This is a genomic window from Bacillus sp. AFS001701, from assembly GCF_002559405.1.
Classification (GTDB): Bacteria; Bacillota; Bacilli; order Bacillales; family Bacillaceae_G; genus Gottfriedia.
Genome location: NZ_NTZO01000107.1, coordinates 15,398 through 38,620 on the forward strand (window position 1 = coordinate 15,398; position 23,223 = coordinate 38,620).

27 protein-coding genes and 1 other annotated feature are annotated in these 23,223 nt (G+C 38.2%); all 27 genes read left to right on the plus strand.

The genetic code is table 11. The features are described from left to right. Nucleotides 1-28 precede the first annotated feature (28 nt). The 27 genes from sigH (at nt 29) to rplN (ending at nt 23,197) form a co-directional block, all read left to right on the plus strand. Nucleotides 29-679, plus strand: a complete 651-nt coding sequence (gene sigH / locus CN514_RS08925) for an RNA polymerase sporulation sigma factor SigH (RefSeq protein WP_056467364.1) — start codon at nt 29-31, stop codon at nt 677-679. A 133-nt stretch (nt 680-812) separates the two neighbouring features. Beyond that, a complete protein-coding gene (rpmG, locus tag CN514_RS08930; protein WP_098232294.1) occupies nt 813-959 on the plus strand; it encodes a 50S ribosomal protein L33 in 147 nt (48 codons plus the stop codon). Nucleotides 960-1,071: 112 nt separating this feature from the next. Beyond that, complete coding sequence (gene secE / locus CN514_RS08935) at nt 1,072-1,269, plus strand: preprotein translocase subunit SecE (protein WP_235832964.1); 198 nt, start codon at nt 1,072-1,074, stop codon at nt 1,267-1,269. Between the two features lie 114 nt (nt 1,270-1,383). After that, a complete protein-coding gene (nusG, locus tag CN514_RS08940) occupies nt 1,384-1,917 on the plus strand; it encodes a transcription termination/antitermination protein NusG (protein ID WP_097978206.1) in 534 nt (177 codons plus the stop codon). 169 nt (nt 1,918-2,086) lie between these two features. Further along, nucleotides 2,087-2,512: a 50S ribosomal protein L11 gene (gene rplK / locus CN514_RS08945; RefSeq protein WP_056467373.1), complete on the plus strand. Its 426-nt coding sequence runs from the start codon at nt 2,087-2,089 to the stop codon at nt 2,510-2,512. A 115-nt stretch (nt 2,513-2,627) separates the two neighbouring features. Continuing rightward, nucleotides 2,628-3,317, plus strand: coding sequence for a 50S ribosomal protein L1 (gene rplA / locus CN514_RS08950; RefSeq protein WP_056467376.1), 690 nt, complete (start codon nt 2,628-2,630; stop codon nt 3,315-3,317). A 54-nt stretch (nt 3,318-3,371) separates the two neighbouring features. Further along, nucleotides 3,372-3,506, plus strand: a sequence feature (ribosomal protein L10 leader region). Between the two features lie 43 nt (nt 3,507-3,549). Beyond that, complete coding sequence (gene rplJ / locus CN514_RS08955; RefSeq protein ID WP_069033603.1) at nt 3,550-4,050, plus strand: 50S ribosomal protein L10; 501 nt, start codon at nt 3,550-3,552, stop codon at nt 4,048-4,050. A 56-nt stretch (nt 4,051-4,106) separates the two neighbouring features. Beyond that, entirely contained in the window at nt 4,107-4,466 is a 360-nt protein-coding gene (rplL, locus tag CN514_RS08960) for a 50S ribosomal protein L7/L12 (RefSeq protein WP_069033604.1), read from the plus strand. Nucleotides 4,467-4,575: 109 nt separating this feature from the next. Next, nucleotides 4,576-5,175, plus strand: a complete 600-nt coding sequence (locus CN514_RS08965; RefSeq protein WP_098232296.1) for a class I SAM-dependent methyltransferase — start codon at nt 4,576-4,578, stop codon at nt 5,173-5,175. Between the two features lie 244 nt (nt 5,176-5,419). Then, nucleotides 5,420-8,950: a DNA-directed RNA polymerase subunit beta gene (gene rpoB / locus CN514_RS08970; RefSeq protein ID WP_098232297.1), complete on the plus strand. Its 3,531-nt coding sequence runs from the start codon at nt 5,420-5,422 to the stop codon at nt 8,948-8,950. Between the two features lie 46 nt (nt 8,951-8,996). Then, a complete protein-coding gene (rpoC, locus tag CN514_RS08975) occupies nt 8,997-12,605 on the plus strand; it encodes a DNA-directed RNA polymerase subunit beta' (protein WP_098232298.1) in 3,609 nt (1,202 codons plus the stop codon). A 246-nt stretch (nt 12,606-12,851) separates the two neighbouring features. Continuing rightward, complete coding sequence (gene rpsL / locus CN514_RS08980) at nt 12,852-13,274, plus strand: 30S ribosomal protein S12 (protein WP_056467392.1); 423 nt, start codon at nt 12,852-12,854, stop codon at nt 13,272-13,274. Between the two features lie 32 nt (nt 13,275-13,306). Continuing rightward, nucleotides 13,307-13,777 (plus strand): 30S ribosomal protein S7, encoded by a 471-nt coding sequence (rpsG, locus tag CN514_RS08985; protein ID WP_056467395.1) that lies wholly within the window; start codon nt 13,307-13,309, stop codon nt 13,775-13,777. Between the two features lie 235 nt (nt 13,778-14,012). Beyond that, nucleotides 14,013-16,091: an elongation factor G gene (gene fusA / locus CN514_RS08990; RefSeq protein WP_069033608.1), complete on the plus strand. Its 2,079-nt coding sequence runs from the start codon at nt 14,013-14,015 to the stop codon at nt 16,089-16,091. Nucleotides 16,092-16,212: 121 nt separating this feature from the next. Next, nucleotides 16,213-17,400 (plus strand): elongation factor Tu, encoded by a 1,188-nt coding sequence (tuf, locus tag CN514_RS08995; protein WP_088070810.1) that lies wholly within the window; start codon nt 16,213-16,215, stop codon nt 17,398-17,400. 337 nt (nt 17,401-17,737) lie between these two features. Beyond that, nucleotides 17,738-18,046, plus strand: a complete 309-nt coding sequence (gene rpsJ / locus CN514_RS09000) for a 30S ribosomal protein S10 (RefSeq protein ID WP_088003795.1) — start codon at nt 17,738-17,740, stop codon at nt 18,044-18,046. A 33-nt stretch (nt 18,047-18,079) separates the two neighbouring features. Then, a complete protein-coding gene (rplC, locus tag CN514_RS09005) occupies nt 18,080-18,709 on the plus strand; it encodes a 50S ribosomal protein L3 (protein ID WP_056467410.1) in 630 nt (209 codons plus the stop codon). Nucleotides 18,710-18,736: 27 nt separating this feature from the next. Continuing rightward, entirely contained in the window at nt 18,737-19,360 is a 624-nt protein-coding gene (rplD, locus tag CN514_RS09010; RefSeq protein ID WP_056467413.1) for a 50S ribosomal protein L4, read from the plus strand. Continuing rightward, nucleotides 19,360-19,650, plus strand: coding sequence for a 50S ribosomal protein L23 (rplW, locus tag CN514_RS09015; RefSeq protein WP_056467416.1), 291 nt, complete (start codon nt 19,360-19,362; stop codon nt 19,648-19,650). Before rplD ends, rplW begins: the two co-directional genes overlap by 1 nt. A gap of 31 nt (nt 19,651-19,681) precedes the next feature. Continuing rightward, the gene (gene rplB / locus CN514_RS09020; RefSeq protein WP_056467419.1) at nt 19,682-20,512 is read left to right on the plus strand and encodes a 50S ribosomal protein L2; all 831 of its coding nucleotides are present in this window, start codon (nt 19,682-19,684) and stop codon (nt 20,510-20,512) included. 57 nt (nt 20,513-20,569) lie between these two features. Continuing rightward, nucleotides 20,570-20,848: a 30S ribosomal protein S19 gene (gene rpsS / locus CN514_RS09025; protein ID WP_069033610.1), complete on the plus strand. Its 279-nt coding sequence runs from the start codon at nt 20,570-20,572 to the stop codon at nt 20,846-20,848. A 17-nt stretch (nt 20,849-20,865) separates the two neighbouring features. Continuing rightward, complete coding sequence (rplV, locus tag CN514_RS09030; protein WP_056467425.1) at nt 20,866-21,207, plus strand: 50S ribosomal protein L22; 342 nt, start codon at nt 20,866-20,868, stop codon at nt 21,205-21,207. A gap of 3 nt (nt 21,208-21,210) precedes the next feature. Beyond that, nucleotides 21,211-21,870 (plus strand): 30S ribosomal protein S3, encoded by a 660-nt coding sequence (gene rpsC / locus CN514_RS09035; RefSeq protein ID WP_056467428.1) that lies wholly within the window; start codon nt 21,211-21,213, stop codon nt 21,868-21,870. A gap of 2 nt (nt 21,871-21,872) precedes the next feature. Continuing rightward, nucleotides 21,873-22,307, plus strand: coding sequence for a 50S ribosomal protein L16 (gene rplP / locus CN514_RS09040; protein ID WP_056467431.1), 435 nt, complete (start codon nt 21,873-21,875; stop codon nt 22,305-22,307). Continuing rightward, nucleotides 22,297-22,497: a 50S ribosomal protein L29 gene (gene rpmC, locus CN514_RS09045; RefSeq protein ID WP_056467434.1), complete on the plus strand. Its 201-nt coding sequence runs from the start codon at nt 22,297-22,299 to the stop codon at nt 22,495-22,497. The genes rplP and rpmC overlap by 11 nt, the downstream gene beginning before the upstream one ends. A gap of 21 nt (nt 22,498-22,518) precedes the next feature. Then, nucleotides 22,519-22,782 carry a 30S ribosomal protein S17 gene (gene rpsQ / locus CN514_RS09050; RefSeq protein WP_098232299.1) on the plus strand — a complete coding sequence of 88 codons (264 nt, stop codon included), beginning with the start codon at nt 22,519-22,521 and terminating at the stop codon, nt 22,780-22,782. A 46-nt stretch (nt 22,783-22,828) separates the two neighbouring features. Further along, nucleotides 22,829-23,197, plus strand: coding sequence for a 50S ribosomal protein L14 (gene rplN / locus CN514_RS09055; protein WP_056467440.1), 369 nt, complete (start codon nt 22,829-22,831; stop codon nt 23,195-23,197). The last annotated feature ends 26 nt before the right edge of the window (nt 23,198-23,223 follow it).

A 23,223-nucleotide genomic window follows, 5' to 3' on the forward strand; every position in this document is an offset into this window, starting at 1 on the left:
TTAAATTCTTTGGTCGGAGGTGCTAATTTTGAACGTTGAACAGGAATTGAAGCTAATGATAGAGTATGGACCTTTAGAAGATGAGGTAATTCTCGAATATGTTCGAGAGGGTGATCAAGAGGCACTAACATTTTTAATTCAAAAGTACCGAAATTTCGTTAAAGCAAAGTCTAGGTCTTATTTCCTAATAGGAGCTGACCGTGAAGACATCATTCAAGAAGGTATGATTGGATTATACAAAGCAATTCGTGATTACAAAGAAGATAAACTTTCGTCCTTCAAGGCGTTTGCAGAATTATGCATTACAAGACAAATTATCACAGCGATTAAAACAGCAACTAGACAAAAGCACATCCCATTAAATTCTTATGTTTCATTGGACAAGCCAATTTACGATGAGGAATCTGATCGTACATTACTGGATGTTTTAACAGAAACAAAAAACATGGATCCAGAGGAACTTGTTATCAATCAAGAAGAAAATGTGGACATAGAGCTTAAAATGTCTGAATTATTAAGCGATTTAGAAAGAAAAGTATTATCACTCTATTTAGATGGTCGATCTTACCAAGAAATATCAGAAGAGTTAAACAGACATGTAAAATCGATTGATAATGCTTTACAAAGAGTGAAAAGAAAGCTTGAAAGATATATGGAAATTAGAGAACTATCAGTTTAATTAGATCAAAGAAATTCCCTTGTAAATCATAATAATATATAGGAATACAAGGGTTTAGAATGAATTTGACAGTTTATATTTCACATGGTACATTCTAATTGGATAATTATAGATGAATTAGGCTGGTGTCACCATGAGAAAAAAAGTTGTCCTGTCGTGCACTAATTGCAATAATAGAAATTACTCCACGATGAAGAATTCCTCTTCTGTAGAACGTTTGGAGATGAAAAAGTTTTGTAAAACGTGCAACGAGCATACTACACATAAAGAAACAAAATAAATGAAGTAAGATAAATGATAATTGCGAATGTCCTTATTCTATTTATAAACTAAAGATCATGCACTAATTTTTGGACAAGACGGACGTTTCGTAAATCTCTAAACTAGTATATATGGGGGTTGCATCTGTGGGTCGTATCGGTAAGTTTTTTCGCGAAGTAAAAAGTGAAATGAAAAAAGTTTCATGGCCTAAACGTAAAGAATTAGTTAATTCTACAGTTACAGTATTAGCTACAGTTTTGTTCTTTGTAGTATTCTTCGCTGTAATTGACACAGGACTTTCTAAACTAATTCGACTTATTCTTGAATAAGTTAAAACTAATTGTGCTATAATGAGTGATAATGTTTAAAAAAAAGCCCGGTGACGGGTTTTTTAATTTGCAAAGAAAGTTGACCGGGGAGGGAAGGACAAGTAGTCCTCTAACATGGAAAAAAGATGGTATGTAGTTCATACTTACTCAGGATATGAGAATAAAGTAAAAGCGAATTTAGAAAAACGTGTAGAAACAATGGGAATGCAGGATAAAATTTTCCGTGTAATCGTTCCAGAAGAATCAGAAGTAGAAATGAAGAACGGTAAAGAGAAAGTAACGAAACGTAAAGTGTTTCCGGGTTATGTATTAGTTGAACTAGTCATGACTGATGATTCTTGGTATGTAGTTCGAAATACACCGGGAGTAACTGGTTTCGTTGGTTCAGCTGGTTCTGGTTCAAAACCAACCCCACTTTTAGAAGAAGAAATTACACATATTCTAAAACATATGGGTCTAGATGAACAAACAATTGATTTTGATTTAGATGTAAATGAAGTCGTTCGTTTAAAAGAAGGTCCATTTGCAAATTATACTGGATCAATTAAAGAAATTGATTTCGAAAAGAAAAAAGTGACTGTATTAGTAGAATTCTTTAATAAAGAAACACCGGTAGAGCTGGATTTACATCTTATTGAAAAATTATAATACAAGACCTTGCATTTTTATTTTGAAAATGTTAGACTTTTAAAGGTCAATATGCATCGAAAAGATGATATTAACTTCTGTATAAGAATATGCATGTAAATGCAAAACGATATGAGTGGGAGGGCGTAAAACCCCATTACCACATCACGGACTTAAGGAGGTGTGTCTCGTGGCTAAAAAAGTAATTAAAATGGTAAAATTGCAAATTCCTGCAGGAAAAGCAAACCCAGCACCACCGGTTGGTCCTGCACTAGGACAAGCAGGTGTTAACATCATGGGATTCTGTAAAGAGTTCAACGCTCGTACAGCTGACCAAGCTGGTCTAATCATTCCTGTTGAAATCACTGTATTCGAAGATCGTTCGTTTACATTCATTACGAAAACTCCTCCTGCTGCTGTTCTTCTTAAAGTAGCGGCTGGTATTGAGTCTGGTTCTGGTGAACCGAATCGTAAAAAAGTAGCAACAGTAAAACGCGACAAAGTGCGTGAGATTGCTGAACAAAAAATGCCTGACTTAAATGCTGCTTCTGTTGAAGCTGCTATGCGTATGGTAGAAGGTACTGCACGTAGTATGGGTATCGTTATTGAAGACTAATCCCATCTTCAATAAGGTGTGATTGAGGAGGTTGCGAACATCATTTGATGTGTTTTATCGCAACCTTTATTCGTGGGAGGAAAATCCGTTAAAACCACATTAGGAGGAATAAAACATGGCTAACAAAGGTAAAAAATACCAAGAAGCTATTAAATTAGTAGATCGTACAGCTGTTTACGCAGTAAACGAAGCTGTTGAACTTGTTAAAAAGACTACAACTGTTAACTTTGATGCAACAGTTGAAGTAGCATTCCGATTAGGAGTAGATCCAAAGAAAGCTGACCAACAAATTCGTGGTGCAGTAGTTCTTCCACACGGTACTGGTAAAGTGCAACGTGTATTAGTATTCGCTAAAGGTGAAAAAGCTAAAGAAGCTGAAGCTGCTGGTGCTGATTTCGTAGGCGATGCTGACATGATTAACAAAATCCAACAAGGTTGGTTCGATTTTGATGTAGTAGTAGCAACTCCAGACATGATGGCTGAAGTTGGTAAATTAGGACGTGTATTAGGACCTAAAGGTTTAATGCCAAACCCGAAAACAGGTACAGTTACATTTGACGTAACTAAAGCTGTTAACGAAATCAAAGCTGGTAAAGTTGAATACCGTGTTGATAAAGCTGGTAACATTCACGTACCAATCGGTAAAGTATCTTTCGAAAACGAAAAGTTAGTAGAAAACTTTACAACAATCTTTGAAACTATGGTAAAAGTTAAACCTGCTGCTGCTAAAGGAACATACATGAAGAACGTAGCAATTACTTCAACTATGGGCCCTGGTATCAAAGTAGATCCAGCAAGTTTCTAAGATAAAAAACAAAGTTGACAATTCGACAAGAACTCTCTATAATGGAGATTGTCTTGCTAATTAAATAGACTACCGTAGACAGTAGGTGCTTAAGCTTAATATCCTACCGAGGTGTATAACTGATAAATTCGTGCATATACAACCTCCATGTCTTTTTTAAAAAGTTCGTGGAGGTTTTGCTATGGTTACACTTTTGCGGTATACACACAAAAATCCACAGGAGGTGTAATAAATGAGCGCAGTATTAGAAGCTAAAAAACAAGTTGTATCTGAAGTAGCTGCTAAATTACGTGATAGTAAATCAACAATTGTTGTTGACTACCGTGGTTTAAATGTTGCTGAAGTAACTGAATTACGTAAGCAATTACGTGAAGCTGGCGTTGAGTTCAAAGTTTACAAAAACACTTTAACTCGTCGTGCTGCTGAAGAGGCTGGCTTAGCTGGTTTAAACGAATCATTAACTGGTCCAAACGCAATCGCGTTTAGTACGGAGGATGTAATTGCTCCTGCTAAAGTAATCAATGATTTCGCTAAAAAACACGAAGCTTTAGAAATTAAAGCTGGTGTAATCGAAGGAAACGTTGCTACTGTTGAAGAAGTTAAAGCTCTTGCTGAACTTCCATCTCGCGAAGGTTTACTTTCTATGTTGCTTAGCGTGCTACAAGCACCAATCCGCAACTTCGCTCTTGCAACTAAAGCAGTTGCAGAACAAAAAGAAGAACAAGGCGCTTAATGCCAAGATCGCTTAAAATATATAATTTAAAGGTATAAACAAGGAGGAAATTAACAATGACTAAAGAACAAATCATTGAAGCAGTTAAAAACATGACTGTATTAGAATTAAATGACTTAGTAAAAGCAATCGAAGAAGAGTTCGGCGTAACTGCTGCTGCTCCTGTAGCTATGATGGGTGGCGCTGTAGAAGCTGCTGCTGAGCAAACTGAATTTGATTTAGTATTAGCTAGCCCTGGCGACCAAAAAATCAAAGTAATCAAAGTTGTTCGTGAATTAACTGGTTTAGGATTAAAAGAAGCTAAAGAATTAGTTGACAACACTCCTAAAGCAATTAAAGAAGGAATCAGCAAAGAAGAAGCTGAAGAAATGAAAGCTAAACTTGAAGAAGTTGGCGCTAACGTAGAAGTTAAGTAATTTCTAAAAGTTTTTAGAAAAGCTCGCATTTATGCGAGCTTTTTTTGTACATATGGGGTTACTTTTGGGAAGACTGTTGATAAGTATATATATGGAAGAAGGATTTTTTATGGCAGATCATTATTTTACAAATCAACCGAATAGTAAAACTGATAAAAAGGTATTTTCATTTACTTTGAGAGGTAATGATTTGAAGTTCCAATCTGATTCAGGTGTTTTTTCTAGGAATGAAGTTGATTTTGGATCCCGTGTTTTAATTAACGTGTTCACATATCCGGAAATTGAAGGTAATATTTTAGATGTTGGATGTGGATACGGCCCAATAGGATTATCAATCGCAAAAGATGATTCGAGTCGAACAGTGGAAATGGTCGATGTGAATTTAAGAGCGATAGAATTAGCAAAAGAAAATGCGGATGTAAATAAAATAGATAATGTGAAAATCTATGAAAGTAGCATCTATGAAAATGTAACTGGTGAATATGCTGCTATTCTAACAAATCCGCCAATTCGTGCTGGGAAAAGTGTTGTTCATGAAATTTTAAAAGGTGCTCATGAAAAATTACTCCCTGGTGGAGAGCTTTGGGTTGTTATACAAAAGAAGCAAGGAGCGCCATCTGCTCTTGATTTATTAAAAGAAACTTTCGACGAGGTTGAGGTAGTAAAAAAAGATAAAGGATATTATATCATAAAAAGTAAAAAAGATTGACTGCAATTTTTGCTTGTGATAGTATTATTAAATGCCAATATATATTTATTTTCAAAAATGATTTTTTGAAAGTGGGTATATTTCTATATTCTTTGGAAATGATAGTAAAATGACTGTCGTTGAGTTTAATAAATGGTTTTCATTTTGAAACCATTTTATTTTTTGTTTAACAAGTAAGGGATGTTTTCTGCTTATTTGTTACTATTTTTTTGTTTTAAATACTCTTATTTAAGGGGTGAATATGTTGACAGGTCAACTAGTTCAATATGGACGACACCGCCAACGCAGAAGTTATGCTCGTATCAGTGAAGTTTTAGAGTTACCTAACTTAATTGAAATTCAAACTGCATCTTACCAATGGTTCTTAGATGAAGGTTTGAGAGAAATGTTCCAAGACATTTCACCAATTGAGGATTTCACAGGTAATCTATCATTAGAATTCATTGATTACAGTTTAGGTGAGCCGAAGTATGTTGTAGAAGAATCGAAAGAGCGTGACGTAAACTACGCTGCTCCACTTCGAGTGAAAGTTCGCCTATTAAATAAGGAAACTGGCGAAGTTAAGGAGCAAGACGTTTTCATGGGGGATTTCCCGCTGATGACGGACACGGGCACATTCATTATTAATGGTGCTGAACGTGTAATCGTTTCACAATTAGTACGTTCTCCAAGTGTGTACTATAGTGGAAAGATCGACAAAAATGGTAAAAAAGGTTATACGGCTACAGTTATTCCGAACCGCGGTGCTTGGCTAGAGTACGAAACGGACGCGAAGGATGTAGTTTATGTACGTATTGACCGTACAAGAAAATTACCTGTAACGGTACTACTACGTTCGCTTGGGTTTGGTACAGACCAAGAGATTCTAGACTTATTAGGCGAAAATGAATACCTACGTAATACTCTTGAAAAAGATAACACAGATAGCACTGAAAAAGCGCTTCTTGAAATCTATGAAAGATTACGTCCAGGTGAACCACCTACAGTAGAAAACGCTAAAAACCTATTAATTACTCGCTTCTTTGATCCGAAGCGTTATGACTTAGCTAGCGTTGGACGCTACAAAATAAATAAAAAATTACACATTAAAAATAGACTATTTAACCAACGTATTGCAGAAACATTAGTGGATCCAGAAACTGGTGAAATTATTGTAGAAAAAGGGACAACTCTTGATCGCCGTACGTTAGACCGTATTATTCCATTCTTAGAAAAGAATATCGGTGAAAAAGTTGCTCACCCTGCTGCTGGCGTATTAGAAGATGAGATTACTTTACAATCTATTAAAATTTACGCTCCTGTAGAAGATGGTGAACAAGTTATTCAAGTTATTGGAAATGCGAATGTAAGCAAAAGTGTGAAAAACATTTCACCTGCGGACATTATCTCTTCAATTTCTTACTTCTTTAACCTGCTACATAACGTAGGTGACACTGACGATATTGACCATTTAGGAAATCGTCGTTTACGTTCAGTTGGTGAATTACTTCAAAACCAATTCCGTATCGGTCTATCTCGTATGGAACGTGTAGTACGTGAACGTATGTCAATTCAAGATACAAACGCAGTTACTCCGCAGGCATTAATTAATATTCGCCCTGTAATTGCTTCAATTAAAGAATTCTTTGGTAGTTCACAGCTATCTCAATTCATGGACCAAACAAACCCTCTTGCTGAGTTAACTCATAAGCGAAGACTATCAGCACTTGGACCAGGTGGTTTAACACGTGAACGTGCAGGATTTGAAGTGCGTGACGTTCATTACTCTCACTATGGCCGTATGTGTCCGATTGAAACACCTGAGGGACCGAACATCGGATTAATTAACTCACTTTCTTCTTATGCAAAAGTAAATCAATTTGGTTTCATTGAAACTCCTTATCGTCGTGTAGACCCTGAAACGGGTCGTCTAACTGATAAAATTGACTATTTAACTGCTGATGAAGAGGATCTATACGTTGTAGCCCAAGCGAATGCTCGTTTAGGTGAAGACGGAAGCTTCTTAGATGAAGATGTAGTAGCTCGTTTCCGTGGAGATAACACAGTTGTTAAACGTGAACGAATTGACTACATGGATGTATCTCCTAAACAAGTAGTATCAGCTGCGACAGCATGTATTCCGTTCTTAGAGAACGATGACTCGAACCGTGCCCTAATGGGAGCGAACATGCAACGTCAAGCAGTACCATTATTAAACCCTGAATCTCCAATCGTAGGTACAGGTATGGAATACGTTTCAGCAAAAGACTCAGGTGCTGCAGTAATTTGTAAACACCCAGGTATCGTTGAACGTGTTGAAGCGAAAGAAGTTTGGGTACGTCGCTACTTAGAAGTAGATGGACAAAAAGTTAAAGGTGACCTTGATAAATATCGTATGTTAAAATTCGTACGTTCTAACCAAGGTACTTGTTATAACCAACGCCCAATCGTAAGTGTTGGTGACCAAGTAGTAAAAGGCGAAATTCTTGCAGATGGACCTTCAATGGAAAAAGGTGAATTAGCACTAGGACGTAACGTATTAGTAGCATTCATGACATGGGATGGTTACAACTACGAGGATGCGATCATTATGAGTCGCCGTCTTGTTAAAGAAGATGTTTACACTTCAGTTCATATTGAAGAATATGAATCAGAAGCTCGTGATACAAAATTAGGACCTGAAGAAATCACTCGTGATATTCCAAACGTTGGTGAAGATGCACTTAAAAATCTTGATGAGCGTGGAATTATCCGAATTGGTGCTGAAGTAAAAGATGGAGATTTATTAGTTGGTAAAGTAACGCCTAAAGGTGTAACTGAATTAACTGCTGAAGAACGTCTTCTACATGCAATCTTCGGTGAAAAAGCTCGTGAAGTTCGTGATACATCTTTACGTGTTCCACACGGTGGAGGCGGAATTATTCTTGATGTAAAAGTATTCACTCGTGAAAACGGTGATGAATTACCACCAGGAGTAAACCAACTAGTTCGTGTTTATATCGTTCAGAAACGTAAAATCTCTGAAGGGGATAAAATGGCTGGACGACATGGTAATAAAGGGGTTATCTCTCGTATTTTACCAGAAGAAGATATGCCATTCTTACCTGATGGAACGCCAGTTGATATCATGTTAAATCCTTTAGGGGTACCTTCTCGTATGAACATCGGTCAGGTATTAGAGCTACACTTAGGTATGGCTGCTAGATATCTTGGAGTTCATGTTGCTTCTCCAGTATTTGACGGAGCACGTGAGGAAGATGTTTGGGGAACAATCGAAGAAGCTGGTATGGCACGTGATGCAAAAACTGTACTATATGATGGACGTAGTGGTGAGCCTTTCGATAACCGTGTTTCTGTAGGTGTCATGTATATGATCAAACTTGCACACATGGTTGACGATAAGTTACATGCTCGTTCAACAGGACCATACTCACTTGTTACGCAACAACCACTTGGTGGTAAAGCACAATTTGGTGGACAGCGTTTTGGTGAGATGGAGGTTTGGGCACTTGAAGCATACGGTGCTGCTTACACATTACAAGAGATCTTAACAGTTAAATCTGATGACGTTGTTGGCCGTGTGAAAACATATGAAGCAATCGTTAAAGGTGAAAATGTACCAGAACCAGGTGTTCCAGAATCATTCAAAGTATTGATTAAGGAATTACAATCTCTAGGTATGGATGTTAAAATGATGTCTGCTACAGATCAAGAAATCGAAATGCGTGATACTGAAGATGATGATGATCAAGCTTCAGAACATTTAGCGATGGATATGGAATACGTAAAAGAATAAGTATTATATAGGGTAAAACCTTAGGACAGAAAGGGAGGTAGGCCCCTTGATAGATGTAAATAATTTCGAGTATATGAAGATCGGACTTGCATCGCCTGACAAAATTCGCTCGTGGTCATACGGGGAAATTAAAAAACCTGAAACAATTAACTACCGTACATTAAAACCTGAAAAAGATGGTCTTTTCTGTGAACGCATTTTCGGTCCTACGAAAGATTGGGAATGTCATTGCGGAAAATATAAACGTGTACGTTATAAAGGTGTAGTTTGTGATCGTTGTGGAGTTGAAGTAACTCGTGCAAAAGTACGACGTGAGCGTATGGGTCACATCGAATTAGCTGCACCAGTATCACATATTTGGTATTTCAAAGGTATTCCAAGCCGAATGGGACTTGTTTTAGACATGTCCCCACGTGCTCTGGAAGAAGTAATCTACTTCGCTTCTTACGTAGTAACAGAAGCTGGAGATACTCCTTTAGAAAAGAAACAATTGCTTTCTGAGAAAGAGTTCCGTGCTTATCGTGAGCGTTACGGTCAAACTTTCCAAGCATCTATGGGTGCTGAAGCGATTAAAAAATTATTAAGCGATATTAATCTTGAAAAAGATGTTGATTCATTAAAAGAAGAGTTAAAAACTGCTCAAGGTCAACGTCGTACAAGAGCAATTAAACGGTTAGAAGTTTTAGAAGCATTCCGTAACTCTGGTAATGAGCCTTCTTGGATGATCTTAGATGTGCTACCAGTAATCCCACCTGAATTACGACCAATGGTTCAACTAGATGGTGGACGTTTTGCAACTTCAGATTTAAACGATTTATATCGTCGTGTAATTAACCGTAACAACCGTTTAAAACGTTTATTAGACCTTGGTGCACCAAGCATCATCGTACAAAACGAAAAACGTATGCTTCAAGAAGCTGTTGATGCGTTAATTGACAATGGTCGTCGTGGTCGTCCAGTTACTGGACCAGGTAACCGTCCATTAAAATCTCTTTCTCACATGCTTAAAGGTAAGCAAGGACGTTTCCGTCAAAACTTACTTGGTAAACGTGTTGACTACTCTGGTCGTTCGGTTATCGTTGTAGGACCTAACTTACAAATGTATCAATGTGGATTACCAAAAGAAATGGCAATTGAATTATTCAAGCCATTCGTGATGAAAGAATTAGTAGAGCGTGGCTTAGCACATAACATTAAGTCTGCAAAACGTAAAATTGAGCGTTTACACCCTGAGATTTGGGATGTATTAGAATCAGTTATTCGTGAGCACCCGGTGTTACTAAACCGTGCCCCAACTCTACACAGACTTGGTATCCAAGCGTTCGAACCTACATTAGTAGAAGGCCGTGCAATCCGTCTACATCCACTTGTATGTACTGCATACAATGCCGATTTTGATGGTGACCAAATGGCTGTTCACGTACCGTTATCAAGTGAAGCTCAAGCAGAAGCTCGTATTTTAATGCTTGCAGCACAAAACATCCTGAATCCGAAAGATGGTAAACCAGTAGTTACACCATCTCAAGATATGGTATTAGGTAACTATTACTTAACTCTTGAGCGTGCAGGCGCTGTCGGTGAAGGTATGGTATTTAAAGATATTAATGAAGCGTTAATAGCATACCAAAATGGTTATGTACATTTACATTCTCGTGTTGCTGTTGCAGCAAATTCTTTAAATAACGAAACATTTACTGAAGAACAAAAAAATTCATTATTAATTACAACGGTTGGTAAGTTAATCTTCAATGAAATCTTACCTACTTCGTTCCCATATATTAATGAACCAACTCAGAGTAACCTTGAGAAGGAAACTCCTCAGATGTATTTTGTAGCTAAAGGTTCGAATATTAAAGAGATTATTGAAAGTAGAGAAGAAATTGCTCCTTTCAAAAAGAAAATACTTGGAAATATCATCGCAGAAGTATTTAAACGTTTCAAAATTACTGAAACGTCAAAAATGCTAGACCGCATGAAGGATCTTGGATTTAGACACTCTACTAAAGCTGGTATTACAGTTGGTGTATCAGACATCATCGTATTACCTGAGAAACAGTTAATTATTGCTGAAGCTCAAGAGAAGGTAGATAAAGTTCTAAAACAATTCCGTCGTGGTTTAATCACAGAAGATGAGCGTTACGATCGTGTAATCGCGATTTGGAGTGATGCAAAGGATGTTATTCAAGGCAAACTGATGGCTTCCCTAAATAAACGCAACCCAATCTTTATGATGAGTGACTCTGGTGCCCGTGGTAACGCATCAAACTTTACTCAGCTTGCTGGTATGCGTGGTCTGATGGCCAACCCGGCTGGTCGTATTATTGAGTTACCAATCAAATCTTCATTCCGTGAAGGTCTAACGGTACTTGAATACTTCATCTCTACACACGGTGCACGTAAAGGTCTTGCCGATACAGCACTAAAAACAGCCGATTCAGGTTACTTAACTCGTCGTCTAGTTGACGTTGCACAAGATGTAATCGTTCGTCAAGATGATTGTGGTACTGACCGTGGATTACACGTTAAAGCAATTAAAGAAGGTAACGAAATTATTGAGGGATTATACGATCGCTTAGTTGGTCGTCATTTACGTTCAACGTTACGTCACCCAGAAACAGGTGTATTACTTGCACAAGAGAACGATTTAATTACAGAAGACTTAGCTCGTGAAATTATCGATGCTGGTATTGAAGAAGTTAATATCCGTTCTGCGTTCACATGTAATACTAACCATGGAGTATGTAAAAAATGTTATGGCCGTAACTTAGCTACAGGTGCTGAGGTTGAAGTTGGTGAGGCAGTAGGTATTATCGCTGCACAATCAATCGGTGAACCAGGTACTCAGTTAACGATGCGTACATTCCATACAGGTGGGGTAGCAGGAGACGATATTACTCAAGGTTTACCTCGTATTCAAGAGCTATTTGAAGCACGTAATCCTAAAGGTCAAGCGGTTATTTCTGAAATTGATGGTATTATTTCAATTTCTACTGATGCTAAAGATAAGCAAGAAATTATTGTTCAAGGCTCAGTAGAATCTAGAAACTACCCAGTTCCTTATGGCGCTAGACTAAAAGTTCAAGAAGGTGAATCGATTGAACGCGGTCAGGTAATGACTGAAGGTTCAATTGATCCTAAAGAACTTCTAAAAGTAAAAGGTACAAATGCTGTTCAAGAATACTTACTACGTGAAGTACAAAAAGTATACCGTATGCAAGGGGTAGAAATTGGTGATAAGCACGTAGAGGTAATGGTACGTCAAATGCTGAAGAAAGTTCGTGTAATGGATGCAGGTGAGACTACTTTACTACCTGGTACATTATTAGAACTACACCAGTTTACTGAAGCGAATAAAGAAGCTTTATTTGCAGGTAAACAACCAGCTACTGCACGCCCATTATTACTAGGTATTACAAAAGCATCATTAGAAACAGACTCATTCCTATCTGCTGCATCATTCCAAGAAACAACGCGTGTATTAACAGACGCTGCGATTAAAGGAAAACGTGATGAGTTGCTAGGATTAAAAGAGAATGTTATTATAGGTAAGTTGGTTCCAGCTGGTACTGGTATGAATAGATACCGTAAAGTAGATCTTGTTAAGGATTTAACTGAATCAGTTGAAATGAATGAAGAAGTATTAGTTGAAAAATAATCTTAAAATATTTTAAAACTTGAGTTGACATCATTTGATGAAAAATGATAAGATATTCAAGGTTGCTCCTAGACAATAGCACTGCTAATCTAAGCAGGTTAGATCCGGGGCTAATTTAGGAATATACAGGTTAAAACTGTTTTTGTGAGAAGGAGGGCTTCTTCCTTCTTGCAAAAACTTTGTTTTCAACTTATTATGAACCACCTGGATGTGTGGTCTTATAAATATTTGAAGGGAGGAAAACTCATGCCTACTATTAACCAGTTAGTGCGTAATGGACGTACTTCTAAAGTATGGAAATCAAAATCACCAGCATTAAATAAAGGTTTCAACTCATTAAAGAAAAAATCAACTGATTTATCAGCTCCACAAAAACGTGGTGTTTGTACTCGTGTTGGTACAATGACTCCAAAGAAACCAAACTCAGCTTTACGTAAATATGCTCGTGTGCGTTTAACTAACCAAATCGAGGTAACTGCTTATATCCCAGGTATCGGACACAACTTACAAGAGCACAGTGTTGTTCTTATCCGTGGTGGACGTGTAAAAGATTTACCGGGGGTACGTTACCATATCGTTCGTGGTGCATTAGATACTGCAGGTGTTGACAAGCGTATGCAAGGTCGTTCTAAATACGGAACTAAGAGACCAAAAGCAGCTAAGAAGTAATTAATAACAACTAGCCGAAAGGAGGAAATAACATGCCACGTAAAGGTCCTGTTGCAAAAAGAGATGTATTGCCAGATCCACTTTATAATTCAAAATTAGTTTCTCGTTTAATCAACAAAATGATGATTGACGGAAAAAGAGGAAAGTCTCAAGCTATCTTATACGGAGCATTTGAATTAATCCAAGAACGTTCTGGTAAAGAACCAATGGAAGTATTCGAAGCAGCTCTTAAAAATATCATGCCAGTTCTAGAAGTTAGAGCTCGTCGTGTTGGTGGTTCAAACTACCAAGTACCAGTTGAGGTTCGCCCTGAGCGCCGTACAACTTTAGGTCTTCGCTGGTTAGTTAACTATGCTCGTCTTCGTGGAGAAAAAACGATGGAAGAGCGTTTAGCTAATGAAATTCTTGATGCAGCTAACAACTCAGGTTCTGCAGTTAAGAAACGTGAAGATACACACAAAATGGCAGAAGCGAACAAAGCGTTTGCTCACTACCGTTGGTAAGATTCAAAGCAATTTAGTTATTTCTGCACATAATGAATGTTGGTTAAGTCGTTCACCTATTTCTAATTTAGCTTGCTAGATTAAATAGGTGAACGTCGGATTACATAATTTAGGATGACATAATAGTTCCTTGCTTGTAGTGCTTGCTTAACTTAATAACATGAAGTATGTATAGGAATAACTTTTTCTTGTACTAAAAAATCCTAACTAATACTGGAAGGGAGAAAGAACCCTGATGACTAGAGAGTTCTCCTTAAATAACACTCGTAATATCGGGATCATGGCTCACATTGATGCTGGTAAAACAACAACAACAGAGCGTATCCTTTATTACACAGGTCGTATTCACAAAATTGGTGAAACTCATGAAGGAGCTTCACAAATGGACTGGATGGAGCAAGAGCAAGAGCGTGGTATCACTATCACATCTGCTGCTACAACAGCTCAGTGGAATAACCACCGTGTAAATATCATTGATACTCCAGGTCACGTAGACTTCACTGTAGAAGTTGAACGTTCTCTACGTGTACTTGATGGCGCAGTAGCAGTTCTTGATGCTCAATCAGGTGTTGAGCCTCAAACTGAAACAGTTTGGCGCCAAGCAACTACTTACGGAGTTCCACGTGTAGTATTCGTTAACAAAATGGATAAAATCGGCGCGGATTTCTTATACTCTGTAGGTACGTTACATGACCGTTTACAAGCTAACGCACACCCAATTCAATTAGCGATGGGTGCTGAAGATAACTTCTGGGGAATCGTTGACCTAGTTGAAATGAAAGCTATTAAGTACAATAATGACTTAGGAACTGACATTGAAACGATCGAAATTCCAGAAGAATATCAAGAACTAGCTGAAGAATACCGTGGTCGTTTAATCGAAGCGGTAGCTGAGCTAGATGAAGAATTAATGATGAAATACCTAGAAGGTGAAGAAATCACAATTCCTGAATTAAAAGCTGCTATTCGTACAGCTACATGTTCAGTACAATTCTACCCAGTAGTATGTGGTTCTGCCTTCAAAAACAAAGGTGTTCAATTAATGCTTGATGCAGTAATTGATTACCTACCATCTCCATTAGATGTACCAGCTATCAAAGGAACTTTACCTGATACTGATGAGGAGAAAATCGTTCCTTCAAGTGATGAAGAGCCTTTCGCTGCATTAGCATTCAAAATCATGACTGATCCTTATGTTGGTAAATTAACGTTCTTCCGAGTATACTCAGGTACGTTAGAATCTGGTTCATACGTTCAAAACTCTACAAAAGGTAAGCGTGAGCGTGTAGGTCGTATCCTACAAATGCATGCTAACTCTCGTCAAGAGATTTCGAAAGTATACGCTGGAGATATCGCCGCTGCTGTAGGTCTTAAAGACACTACAACTGGTGATACTTTATGTGATGAAAAGAATTTAGTAATTCTTGAGTCTATGGAATTCCCTGATCCAGTTATCTCAATTGCGATTGAGCCAAAATCTAAAGCTGACCAAGATAAAATGGGTCAAGCATTAGTAAAATTAACTGAAGAAGATCCAACTTTCCGTGCACATACTGACCAAGAAACTGGTCAAGTAATCATCGCTGGTATGGGTGAGCTTCACCTTGATATCATCGTTGACCGTATGCGTCGTGAATTCAAAGTAGAAGCTAACGTTGGTGCTCCTCAAGTAGCATACCGTGAAACTTTCCGTTCTTCTGCACAAGTAGAAGGTAAATTCGTTCGTCAATCAGGTGGACGTGGACAATTCGGACACGTTTGGATTGAATTCTCACCAAATGAAGAAGGAAAAGGCTTCGAATTTGAAAACGCAATCGTTGGTGGTGTTGTTCCTCGTGAATACATCCCAGCTGTAGCTGCAGGTCTTGAAGATTCTCTTAAAAATGGTGTATTAGCTGGTTTCCCACTAATCGACATTAAAGCGAAATTATTCGATGGATCTTACCATGACGTTGACTCAAACGAGATGGCGTTTAAAGTAGCTGCTTCATTAGCTCTTAAAAATGCTGTTAAGAAATGTAACCCAGTTCTACTTGAACCATTAATGAAAGTAGAAGTTGTTATCCCTGAGGAATACTTAGGAGATATCATGGGTGATATCACTTCTCGTCGTGGACGCGTTGAAGGTATGGAAGCTCGCGGTAACGCTCAAGTAGTTCGTGCAATGGTTCCTCTTTCTGAAATGTTTGGTTATGCAACTTCATTACGTTCTAACACACAAGGTCGTGGAACGTTCTCAATGGTATTTGACCATTACGAAGATGTACCAAAATCAATTTCTGAAGAGATTATCAAAAAATATAAAGGTGAGTAATTGATTATTTAGTTCTCATCATGTATAACTATTTATGTTAGCTACAAAGGGTGTCTCACCCTTTGTGGCATAATAATAAAACTAAAAATTAATTTTCTTAATTATAAGGAGGATTTTTACAATGGGTAAAGCTAAATTCGAACGTGTAAAACCACACGTTAACATTGGTACAATCGGACACGTTGACCATGGTAAAACTACATTAACTGCTGCTATTACAACTGTATTAGCTAAAGTAGGTGGAGCTGAAGCTCGCGCTTACGATCAAATCGACGGAGCTCCAGAAGAAAGAGAACGTGGAATCACAATCTCTACTGCACACGTTGAGTACGAAACTGAAACTCGTCACTATGCACACGTTGACTGCCCAGGTCACGCTGACTATGTTAAAAACATGATCACTGGTGCTGCTCAAATGGACGGTGGTATCTTAGTAGTATCTGCTGCTGATGGTCCAATGCCTCAAACTCGTGAGCACATCCTTTTATCTCGTCAAGTAGGTGTACCTTACATCGTAGTATTCATGAACAAATGTGACATGGTTGACGACGAAGAGTTACTTGAATTAGTTGAAATGGAAATCCGTGATCTATTATCAGAATACGAATTCCCTGGCGATGACATTCCAGTAATCAAAGGTTCTGCACTTAAAGCTCTTGAAGGAGATGCTGAGTGGGAAGCTAAAATTCATGAATTAATGGCTGAAGTTGATTCTTACATTCCAACACCAGCTCGTGAAACTGACAAGCCTTTCTTAATGCCAGTTGAGGATGTATTCTCAATCACTGGTCGTGGAACAGTTGCTACTGGTCGTGTTGAGCGTGGTATCGTTAAAGTTGGTGACGTAGTAGAAATCATCGGTCTTGTTGAAGAACCAAAATCAACTACTGTAACAGGTGTTGAAATGTTCCGTAAACTTCTTGACCAAGCAGAAGCTGGAGATAACATCGGTGCACTTCTTCGTGGGGTTGCTCGTGACGATATCCAACGTGGTCAAGTTTTAGCTAAACCAGGTTCAGTTAAACAACACACTAAGTTCAAAGCTGAAGTTTACGTTTTATCTAAAGAAGAAGGTGGACGTCACACTCCATTCTTCGCTAACTACCGTCCACAATTCTATTTCCGTACAACTGACGTAACTGGAATCATCCAATTACCAGAAGGCGTTGAAATGGTTATGCCTGGCGACAACATCGAAATGACTGTTGAGTTAATCAACGCAATCGCTGTTGAAGAAGGAACTAAGTTCTCTATCCGTGAGGGTGGACGTACTGTAGGCGCTGGCGTAGTTGCTACAATCGTTGAATAATTAAACTTATAAGCTTAGAAGATCTATTCTTCTAAGCTTTTTTTTATAAGTAAATTGGAAATATTTAAAATATGTATTAAAACCGATTCTTGCTTGATTTTAATAATTGAAGATAATATAATAACAAAGTACTGAAGACGACGAAAACATTATTTATCTAAACTTATAACAAATGCTTGCAATAGCATTATTTTTTATGTATAATAGATGATGTTGGTCTTTGACTGCGTAGAAGTGGAAGGTTGCTGATACACCCGGCCGCTTTGCCATGGCGAGTGTAAGGAAATTTCCACGGAGTATGTCTATTATTTAAATAGGCGAAAAAGGAGGGAAAATTATGGCAAAAGAAAAAATTCGTATTCGTTTAAAAGCTTATGATCACCGTATTTTAGATCAATCTGCAGAGAAAATCGTTGAAACAGCGAAACGTTCTGGTGCTTCTGTATCTGGTCCGATTCCGTTACCAACTGAGAAATCAATTTACACGATCCTTCGTGCGGTTCATAAATACAAAGATTCTCGTGAGCAATTCGAAATGCGCACTCACAAACGTTTAATCGATATCGTGAATCCAACTCCACAAACAGTTGATTCATTAATGAGACTAGATTTACCATCTGGCGTTGATATTGAAATCAAACTTTAATAACATTATATATAAATTCAGGAGGTGTGACTTATGACTAAAGGAATCTTAGGGAAAAAGATCGGTATGACACAAGTATTTGCTGAAAACGGCGAGTTAATTCCAGTAACTGTAATCGAAGCTACTCCAAACGTGGTTTTACAAAAGAAAACTACTGAAACTGATGGCTACGAAGCTATCCAAATCGGTTTCGCTGACAAACGTGAAAAATTAGCTAACAAACCAGAAAAAGGGCACTCTGCTAAAGCAAACACTGCACCTAAGCGCTTCGTTCGTGAACTTCGCAACGCTGACGTATCAGCTTATGAAGTTGGTCAAGAAGTCAAAGTAGATATTTTTGCAAATGGTGACATCGTTGATGTAACTGGAACTTCAAAAGGTAAAGGATTCCAAGGTAGCATTAAGCGCCACGGACAATCTCGTGGACCAATGTCTCACGGTTCTCGTTACCACCGTCGTCCAGGTTCAATGGGTCCTGTTGCTCCGAACCGTGTATTCAAAAACAAAGCTTTACCTGGTCAAATGGGTGGAGAAAAAGTAACTGTACAAAACCTACAAATCGTTAAAGTTGACGTTGAACGTAACTTACTATTAGTAAAAGGTAATGTACCAGGTTCTAAAAAATCTTACGTAACAATCCGTACTGCGGTTAAATCTAAATAATTAATTTAGAAGAAAGGAGGAAATAAAATGCCTAAAGTTACTATGTTTAATCAAACAGGTGCTCAAGTAGGAGAAATCGAATTAGCAGATGCTGTATTCGGAATCGCTCCAAACGAACATGCTTTATTTGATGCTGTAATGATGCAACGTGCATCTTTACGTCAAGGTACTCACAAAGTTAAAACTCGTTCTGAAGTACGTGGTGGTGGTCGTAAACCATGGAGACAAAAAGGAACTGGCCGTGCTCGTCAAGGTTCAATCCGTTCTCCACAATGGCGTGGTGGTGGTATCGTATTCGGTCCAGCTCCAAGATCATATTCATATAAATTACCTAAAAAGGTACGTCGCTTAGCGATTAAATCTGCTTTATCTACTAAAGTATTAGAACAAAGCATGCTAGTTCTTGAAGATTTAGCGTTAAACGCACCAAAAACAAAAGATATGGTTACTGTTTTAACTGGCTTATCAGTTGCTAAGAAAGTTTTAATCGTAACAGCTGACCTAAATGAAAACGTAGCTTTATCTGCTCGCAATATCCCTGGAATCACAGTCCTTGCAGCAAATGAAGTAAACGTAATCGACGTTTTACATCATGATACATTAATCATGACTAAAGCTGCGGTGGAAAAAGTAGAGGAGGTGCTTGCGTAATGAAGGATCCTCGTGATATTATCAAACGCCCAGTTATCACTGAAGCTTCTATGGAAGCAATCGCTGAAAAAAAATACACTTTTGAAGTAGATGTAAGAGCTAATAAAACTGAAGTTAAAGATGCTGTTGAAGCAATCTTCGGTGTTAAAGTAGAAAAAGTTAACGTAATGAACTACAAAGGTAAGTTTAAGCGTATGGGTAAACATGCTGGTTACACAAACCGTCGTAGAAAAGCAATCGTTAAATTAACTGCTGATAGCCAAGAAATTACATTATTCGAAGGCGTTTAATACTAACTACTAGAAAAGGAGGGAAATTACGATGGGAATCAAAAAGTATAAACCAACCACTAACGGTCGCCGTGGTATGACTACTAATGATTTTGCTGAGATCACTACTGACAAACCAGAAAAATCATTATTAGCTCCACTTAGCAAAAAAGCTGGCCGTAATAACCAAGGTAAAATTACTGTTCGTCACCAAGGTGGTGGACACAAACGTCAATACCGTATCATCGATTTCAAACGAGATAAAGATGGTATACCAGGACGCGTTGCTACAATCGAGTACGATCCAAACCGTTCTGCAAACATTGCGTTAATTAACTACGCTGATGGAGAAAAACGTTACATCCTAGCTCCTAAAAACTTAGTAGTAGGAATGGAAATTGTTTCAGGTCCTGAAGCAGATATTAAAGTAGGTAACGCTTTACCACTTGTAAACATTCCAGTAGGTACTACAATCCACAACATCGAGTTAAAACCAGGTCGTGGAGGACAATTAGTACGTTCAGCTGGTACTTCTGCTCAAGTATTAGGTAAAGAAGACCGTTATGTACTAGTTCGTTTAAACTCTGGTGAAGTACGTATGATTTTAGCAACTTGCCGCGCGACAGTAGGTCAAGTTGGTAACGAACATCACGAACTTATTAACATCGGTAAAGCAGGTCGTTCTCGTTGGATGGGTAAACGCCCAACTGTACGTGGATCTGTAATGAACCCAGTTGATCACCCACACGGTGGTGGTGAAGGACGCTCTCCAATCGGACGTAAATCACCAATGTCTCCATGGGGTAAACCAACACTTGGTTACAAAACTCGTAAGAAAAACAAAGCGTCAGACAAGTTTATCGTTCGTCGTCGTAAAAAATAACGCGATTGTGCTACGGTTCACTAGAACCGTAGGTCAATCACGAAGGGAGGTACCACAATGGGACGCAGCCTAAAAAAAGGTCCATTTATTGATGATCACTTATTAGCTAAAGTTGAGAAATTAAACGAGACTGACTCTAAGCAAGTTGTTAAAACTTGGTCACGTCGTTCGACTATTTTCCCACAATTTATCGGACATACTATTGCAGTATACGATGGTCGTAAACACGTACCTGTATATGTATCGGAAGATATGGTAGGTCACAAACTTGGTGAATTTGCTCCAACTCGTACTTATAAAGGTCACGATGCGGATGACAAGAAAACTAGAAGATAATGAGAGGAGGCACTCCAATGCAAGCTAAAGCTGTACTGAGAACAGTTCGTATCGCTCCTCGTAAAGTTCGTCTAGTAGTCGATTTAATCCGAGGTAAACAAGTTGGCGAAGCGATCGCAATCCTTCGACACACACCAAAAACTGCTTCTCCTGTTGTAGAAAAATTATTAAAATCTGCTATTGCTAACGCAGAGCATAACTATGATATGGATGTTAATAACTTATACATCGAAAAAGTATTCGTTGATGAAGGTGCTACTTTAAAACGTTTCCGCCCTCGTGCACAAGGACGTGCTAGCGCAATCAACAAACGCACAAGCCACATTACAATCGTGGTATCAGAGAAGAAGGAGGGATAATCGATGGGACAAAAGGTAAATCCAGTCGGACTTCGTGTTGGTATTATTAAAGATTGGGAATCTAAATGGTACGCTGAAAAAGATTACGCTGATCTTTTACATGAAGACATCAAAATTCGTGAGTACATCAGCACTCGTTTAAAAGATTCTGCTGTATCTAAAGTAGAAATCGAAAGAGCTGCTAACCGTGTAAACATTACTGTTCACACTGCAAAACCAGGTATGGTAATCGGTAAAGGTGGTTCGGAAGTTGAAGCTCTTCGTAAAGCTTTAAACAACCTTACTGGCAAACGTGTTCATATCAACATCATCGAAATTAAAAGAGCAGATCTTGATGCTAAATTAGTAGCTGAAAACATCGCTCGTCAATTAGAAAACCGTGTTTCTTTCCGTCGTGCTCAAAAGCAAGTACTTCAACGTGCTATGCGTGCTGGTGCATTAGGTATTAAAACACAAGTTTCTGGTCGTCTTGGCGGAGCAGATATTGCTCGTTCAGAATCATATAGTGAAGGTACAGTGCCACTTCATACATTACGTGCGGATATCGATTATGCAACTGCAGAAGCAGATACAACATACGGTAAACTAGGCGTAAAAGTATGGATCTACAAAGGTGAAGTTCTTCCTACAAAAAAGAAAGCTTCTGAGGAAGGAGGAAATTAATTATGTTAATGCCTAAACGTGTTAAATATAGAAGAGAGCATCGTGGAAAAATGCGTGGACGTGCCAAAGGTGGTACTGAAATTGCATTCGGTGAATTCGGTTTACAATCTACTGAAGCTTCTTGGATTACTAACCGTCAAATTGAAGCAGCGCGTCGTGCTATGACTCGTTACATGAAACGTGGCGGTAAAGTATGGATTAAAATCTTCCCTTCTAAACCTTACACAGCTAAACCTCTTGAGGTTCGTATGGGTAGCGGTAAAGGTGCTCCAGAAGGTTGGGTAGCAGTCGTTAAACCAGGAAAAATTATGTTCGAAATCGCTGGTGTATCTGAAGAAGTAGCTCGTGAAGCACTACGCTTAGCGGCTCACAAATTACCAGTTAAATGTAAGTTTGTAAAACGTGAAGACAATGGTGGTGATTCTAATGAAAACTAATGAGATTCGCGATCTTACCACTGCTGAAATTGAATTAAAAGTGAAATCTCTTAAAGAAGAGTTATTCAATCTTCGTTTCCAATTAGCTACAGGACAATTAGAGAACACTGCTCGTATCCGCGAGGTTCGTAAAGCAATTGCTCGTATGAAAACTGTAGTTCGTGAAAGAGAAATTAACTCTAATAATTAATAATGAGGGGAGGTTTGCACAGTGAGCGAACGTAACCAACGTAAAGTTTACACAGGACGTGTAGTTTCTGATAAGATGGATAAGACAATTACTGTTGTAGTTGAAACTTATAAAACGCATAAACTATACGGAAAACGCGTTAAATATTCTAAGAAATATAAAGCGCACGATGAGCTAAACGCTGCAAAAGTTGGCGATATCGTAAAAATCATGGAGACTCGTCCATTATCAGCTACAAAACGTTTCCGTTTAGTTGAAATCGTAGAAGAAGCTGTTATTATCTAATAGATGATCGGATATCATTCTTAATCCGAAAGGAGGTCAATTTGACATGATCCAACAAGAAACTCGTTTAAAAGTTGCTGACAATTCAGGTGCACGTGAATTACTTACTATTAAAGTATTAGGTGGTTCAGGCCGTAAAACTGCTAACATCGGTGATATCATCGTATGTACAGTAAAACAAGCAACACCAGGTGGCGTTGTTAAAAAAGGTGATGTAGTTAAAGCTGTTATCGTTCGTACGAAACGCGGTGTTCGTCGTCCAGACGGTACTTACATCAAATTTGATGAAAACGCAGCTGTTATCATTAAAGATGATAAGAGCCCACGTGGTACTCGTATTTTCGGACCAGTTGCACGTGAATTACGTGATAGCAACTTCATGAAAATCGTATCATTAGCTCCAGAAGTACTTTAATTAATGTACTTTAATAAATACTTCAG